Below are 5291 nucleotides of genomic sequence, written 5' to 3' on the forward strand. Positions count from 1 at the left end.
CTGTTGCAGAGATGAAAGACGGATCATTCCAGATGGCTAAGGCAAATGTCAAAGTGACCATCGGTGGTTGTGGCGGCTAATTGGCTGCACTTCAAATATTCATACTGTCAGCGGTGCTGACAATATACCTAGGAGATACAATATGGCATCTGGTGTGAAACCACGGGTGAAAGTACCCAAAACAGCTGAAGCTGGTGAGGCAATTACAATCAAGACACTGATCAGCCACAAAATGGAAAGCGGTCAGCGTAAGGATGGTGACGGTAACCTTATTCCGAGGTCGATTATCAACCGCTTTACGGCCGAATTTAACGGCGAAAATGTGATCGATGTCGCACTTGAGCCGGCCATTTCTACGAACCCGTATTTTCAGTTTGAAGCGATTGTCCCAGAGAGTGGTGAGTTCACCTTCACTTGGTATGACGACGATGGCGATGTTTATAATGCGACAAAAAAAATCAGCGTAGCATAGATCAGAAAAGTGAAGTTGGAGGGAAGAGAATGAGACTTAGAATATGTGTTTTGTCATTATTAATATCCGCGCCCAGTTTTGCCTACGCGCAAGATAGCAACTCTCTAACCATAGACGGTCAAGTTATGGTTACTGAAACTGCTGCACCGGCGCATATGGAAAACGTTGACACTATTTATTCTGGATGGCGTTTTCGGTCTCAAGAAACGCAAGCTATGGAGATGGATGATTTCGACAATCCTGCCTTTGTCTTTTTGGACAAAGCCTACGAACTCTGGGACGCCGTTGATGGCACTGAAGGTAAATCTTGCTCATCTTGCCATGAACCAGAAGATTTCACTGGACTGCGGGCTCAATTACCCCGTGTTGAAGGTGAAGAGTTAGTGACATTAGAAGACTTGATCAACCGAAGTCGCGTCGAACACATGGGAGCTGAGCCTTGGAAGTGGTCAGGTACACAAATGACCTCTATGACTGCTTTGGTCGGTTTGCAGTCCCGGGGATTGCCTATGGATGTTGCGATCGAAGGTGATGCGAAGCCTTTTTGGGAGGCAGGTAAAGAGATTTACTATACGAATGTTGGTCAACTAGATATGGCATGTTCCTCATGTCATGAAGACAACTATGGGATGATGATCCGTGCTGATCACCTTAGTCAGGGGCAAATAAACGGCTTTCCGACTTATCGTTTGAAAAACGCAAAGCTTAACTCGATACATGGTCGATTTAAGGGCTGTATGAAAAACATCCGCGCGACGCCTTTTAAAGAGGGCGGTGCCGAATTTAAGGCGCTGGAGTTGTATCTAGCATCTCGCAGTGAAGGGCTGTCTGTCGAGACGCCGTCTGTTCGCAATTAAAGGGTTGTGACCTCAGATCTGGTTAGATCTGGGGCGCAACATTCTTCATAGCTAAGAATTTTAAGGAAAATCAGACGATGCTGCAGTGATTTGATTTCTTACCTAGTGGCTTGGCTGAATTATTCGAAATTAGCTTGTGGTAGCAGACCCGACGTGAGCAATATCTAGATGAATTATGAAAAGTTTTTCAACGAACAATTACTTGCCTTAAAAGACGACGGTAATTATCGAGAATTTTCTGAGCTAGAACGTTTACGAGGCCGCTTTCCAAGCGCAAAATGTTACAATGGACCAAGTGAAGTAACTATCTGGTGTTCCAACGATTATTTGGGGATGGGTCAACACCCTTCGGTCCTCCAGGCTATGCATGAAACTTTGGATAGTACTGGGGCCGGGGCAGGCGGTACACGTAATATAAGTGGCACGACCCACGCTCACTCAATTTTAGAGGCTGAGTTAGCCGATTTGCATGGTAAAGAAAATGCGTTGTTGTTTACATCTGGCTATGTGTCCAATTGGGCAGCGTTGAGCACCTTGGCAGCAAAAATCCCAGACTGTGTGGTGTTAACTGATCAGTTGAACCACGCGTCTATGATAGAAGGCATTCGCCATTCACGCGCTACTAAAATTATCTGGAAACACAATGATCTCGATGATTTAGAAACAAAATTGGCGTCATTACCAAGTTCGGTCCCAAAACTAATCGCTTTTGAAAGTGTTTACTCAATGGATGGAGACATAGCTCCCATCGCTGAGATTTGCGACTTAGCAGATAAATATAATGCTATGACCTATCTCGATGAGGTGCACGCTGTTGGTCTGTATGGCCCACGTGGAGGAGGAATTGCAGAACGTGAAGGTCTGATGAATAGACTGACGGTTATTGAGGGGACTTTAGGTAAGGCCTTTGGTGTGATGGGAGGATATATTGCGGCTTCCGCAGCGCTCTGCGATTTTGTTCGATCCTTTGCGAGCGGATTTATTTTCACTACAGCTTTGCCACCCGCTGTGGCGGCTGGAGCTACAGCTGCTATTCAGCATTTAAAGGCTAGTGCATTAGAGCGATCAGAGCATCAGGTGAGAGTTAAACAAGTACGTGATGCACTTGATACTATTGGGCTGCCTCACATATCAAACCCAAGTCATATTATCCCAGTAGTTGTCGGTAACCCTGTTAAGTGCAAGTACATATCAGATGTTCTTCTTAAAGAATATGGAATATACATTCAGCCAATAAACTATCCCACAGTGCCAAAAGGTACAGAGCGTTTACGTATTACACCGTCTCCTCTCCATACCGCTGATGACGTTGAGAGATTGGTGAGTGCACTAGAAGATCTCTGGATGCAATGTGACCTGATGAGGACTTCTGTGGCTGCGCAGTAGATGCCTTAGTTATCTTTAAATACTCATTACTGGTTCATTGTCTCCTTTGAACTGCCCTCTTGCTTTGTCGCTATCCTAGTATTGTTGCTAGTGCGACTAAGCAAAGATTTACGAGACTAATAGAAGCATGTACCGAAGCTGCATGCATAATAAATACTAGGCTGGTGCAGCTTCACCATGCGTGAATAAGTTGTGTTATGAAGAATGGAATGGGTTGGTTTTGCTGAATGTTTCATTGAGCTAATCGGTTGTGTGTTGAGGCCATTAGTATAGAAATCCTTTCCGATTTAAAAAGTTTGCCAGCTTTGAGAGCGAACGAAACTTGTCTGAGCTTTGCTTCGTACTCTCGCTGATATTCTCTTAAATTAACTCGTTGCTTAATTTATGTCGGTATAACTTGGGCTATCTAAAAGGTGATCAAATCCGCCAAGTAACATCAGGACGTTTTCATAACCCAATGTCCGAAGGCCAAACGTAGCTTGTGCAGACAACGCACCAGTATTACAGAATAAAATCACAGTTTTATCTGTTGGAATATGTTCAATTTTGTCAAATATATCTCGCCACTCAATGTTTATGGCACCTGGTATAGTCAAGAACTCGAACTCTTCTGTGCTTCGAGTATCAATAAGTACGACGCTATCGATAATATCTCGAGACAACTGGTCAGGTCGGATTATGCCCGCGTTGTATGTTGAAAAATTGACGTAATCTCGGAACATTTCAATTGTTTGGTCTGCTCGGATTGTTACTGCGCTTGTCATTAGGAATGCAGACGCAAGCATAAACATCTGCTTCATCATTCCCATTCCATTTGTTCGTAAACGCGCCCTGCATTTTTGGTTGCGAGCTCTTCATAAGTGTCCAGGCCTTCGAAGGCTGTTTGATCTATGTAATAAGCTTCAGCTAAATCACCACCATTATCGATATGCTCACCAATTTGAGCGCGAAGATATACCAAATAGTCACGAGTGTATCGTCGAACTTGGTCCATATTTGTTGGATGACCATGGCCTGGAATGACATAGGTTGCATCTAAAGCCTCGAATCCAGCGTCCCACGTTTCAATCCAGTCTTTCGCGATCGTGTCTTCGAACAGGGGGAGCATACGTTCATGGAAGGCTATGTCGCCTGCAATAACTAACTCCTCATCGGGTAGCCAAACTTGTGTGTCACCTGGCCCATGAGCGGGTCCTAAATGAAGTACTTCTATCCGAAACTTTCCCATATTGATTACACGTCGTTGCTCAAATGTTTCCGTCGGAGCTGTTACGAAGGTGCCCTCGGCTTTTTCGAGGTTATAGCGCCTCATGTTTTCAAGAAGCATATAGCCTCTGTCTTTAAATTCATTTGCTGCATCAATATGGGCCAAGATTGGTACGCCTTGTTCAGCCCAATATGAATTTCCTAGCATAGCGTGACCTTGGCCGTTTTCATTGATCACTAATTTTACTGGCTGATTTGTGATTTTCACAATTTCATTGTGCAATGCTTTTGCTAATTTATATGCCGCCCCGCCGTTGATAACAACGACCCCGTCACCTGTGACGATAAAACTTAAGTTGTTGTTATGCCCTGTGTTGTCATAGTCTGGAGGCGCCGTGGCGCCGATTGCAGACCAAACATTTGGAATTACTTCTACAGGTTTGTTGTACAGCATGCTTTCTGGGTATTTGTCTGCAATGTCTTCGCTTGCTGACGCCATGTTGCAAAATAGAAAAGTCGCTATCGCCAATAAAATCTGTTGGATTTCAAATCTCAACAAGACGGTATCCTTCCGTGCTCTTTTGAACACGTCCAATGCCGCCTTCAGGTAAGTGGAACCCCACAACTGGAATTTGTTCTTTGACAAGACGATCAAAGAGCATTTGCCGCGTTGTTACTGCTTGGGCAGGATCTTGATCCGATCCGCTTTCCCATTCAGGGTGTTGAAAAGCTACGTGGTGATTTCCTATCGCATCACCAACAATCAAAGCAGATTGGGTATTATTGCGAACTTCAAATGCCATGTGGCCAGGTGTGTGTCCATAAGAAGCAACCGCTCCAATGCCTGGTAAGATTTCTTCGCCGTCATTAAACTGACATTCCCCAAGTAGAACGTCCTCCCGCCCACCTTGCCGCTGTTCTGCGCTCCTATCAAGCCTCTTGCACCCATGGTGCCGTTGTTCGGGCATCTGACGCGCGAACTGAGCACGATTTCCGGTCTCGGGGGCGAGGTTGATCCGGATATTGGTCTGACCGACCCCCGTATGGATAGACCGGTTGAGCCGCTTTTGTTCAGGTTTTATGATTAACGATGTTGTCATTAGGGAACCGGCGGTGCGCGCAGCCGATGTATGGCCGCAAGGATGCGGTTGAACAGATCGCCGCTGACAGCCACCTCGGCCAGTTGGAAGGTGATTGCACGGGCGTGACGCACAACCCTCGCACCAATCTTGATCAATCGCGTCTGCAGGCTTGTCAGTGACCAGTCGGCTATCTCATCAGGTAGATCAGTGCCCTGTAGGAAGGCACCGATATTGTAAGCCAGTGCATGGAGTTGCAGCCGCACCTCGTTCTGCGCCATGCCTTTGCAG

At 45.7% G+C, this 5291-nt stretch carries 8 protein-coding genes; 4 read left to right on the forward strand and 4 right to left on the reverse strand.

Annotation, left to right across the window (positions count from 1 at the left end):
• Nucleotides 1-142: 142 nt before the first annotated feature.
• The 3 genes from soxZ to hemA all read left to right on the forward strand — a co-directional run bounded on the left by soxZ (nucleotide 143) and on the right by hemA (nucleotide 2715).
• Nucleotides 143-472 (forward strand): thiosulfate oxidation carrier complex protein SoxZ, encoded by a 330-nt coding sequence (gene soxZ / locus NIG5292_RS13950; protein ID WP_048598993.1) that lies wholly within the window; start codon nucleotides 143-145, stop codon nucleotides 470-472.
• Between the two features lie 29 nt (nucleotides 473-501).
• Nucleotides 502-1329, forward strand: coding sequence for a sulfur oxidation c-type cytochrome SoxA (gene soxA / locus NIG5292_RS13955; protein ID WP_048600150.1), 828 nt, complete (start codon nucleotides 502-504; stop codon nucleotides 1327-1329).
• 168 nt (nucleotides 1330-1497) lie between these two features.
• Complete coding sequence (hemA, locus tag NIG5292_RS13960; protein WP_048600151.1) at nucleotides 1498-2715, forward strand: 5-aminolevulinate synthase; 1218 nt, start codon at nucleotides 1498-1500, stop codon at nucleotides 2713-2715.
• Between the two features lie 377 nt (nucleotides 2716-3092).
• On the opposite strand, the gene NIG5292_RS13965 is transcribed toward hemA, so the two are convergent.
• The 3 genes from NIG5292_RS13965 to NIG5292_RS13975 are packed head-to-tail and all read right to left on the reverse strand — an operon-like array spanning nucleotide 3093 to nucleotide 4724.
• Nucleotides 3093-3518, reverse strand: coding sequence for a rhodanese-like domain-containing protein (locus NIG5292_RS13965; RefSeq protein WP_074842084.1), 426 nt, complete (start codon nucleotides 3516-3518; stop codon nucleotides 3093-3095).
• Complete coding sequence (locus NIG5292_RS13970) at nucleotides 3515-4420, reverse strand: MBL fold metallo-hydrolase (RefSeq protein ID WP_048600153.1); 906 nt, start codon at nucleotides 4418-4420, stop codon at nucleotides 3515-3517. Before NIG5292_RS13970 ends, NIG5292_RS13965 begins: the two co-directional genes overlap by 4 nt.
• Before the next feature lie 46 nt (nucleotides 4421-4466).
• Nucleotides 4467-4724: an MBL fold metallo-hydrolase gene (locus tag NIG5292_RS13975; protein WP_053084946.1), complete on the reverse strand. Its 258-nt coding sequence runs from the start codon at nucleotides 4722-4724 to the stop codon at nucleotides 4467-4469.
• A 144-nt stretch (nucleotides 4725-4868) separates the two neighbouring features.
• Here NIG5292_RS13975 and NIG5292_RS15075 point away from each other — a divergent pair, with 144 nt between their 5' ends.
• The gene (locus NIG5292_RS15075; protein WP_158441640.1) at nucleotides 4869-5009 is read left to right on the forward strand and encodes a hypothetical protein; all 141 of its coding nucleotides are present in this window, start codon (nucleotides 4869-4871) and stop codon (nucleotides 5007-5009) included.
• 11 nt (nucleotides 5010-5020) lie between these two features.
• Here NIG5292_RS15075 and NIG5292_RS13980 read toward each other — a convergent pair.
• Nucleotides 5021-5291: transposase (locus NIG5292_RS13980; RefSeq protein ID WP_199555621.1), on the reverse strand; the 271-nt coding region annotated here is incomplete at its 5' end.

The organism is Nereida ignava (assembly GCF_001049735.1).
Classification (GTDB): Bacteria; Pseudomonadota; Alphaproteobacteria; order Rhodobacterales; family Rhodobacteraceae; genus Nereida; species Nereida ignava.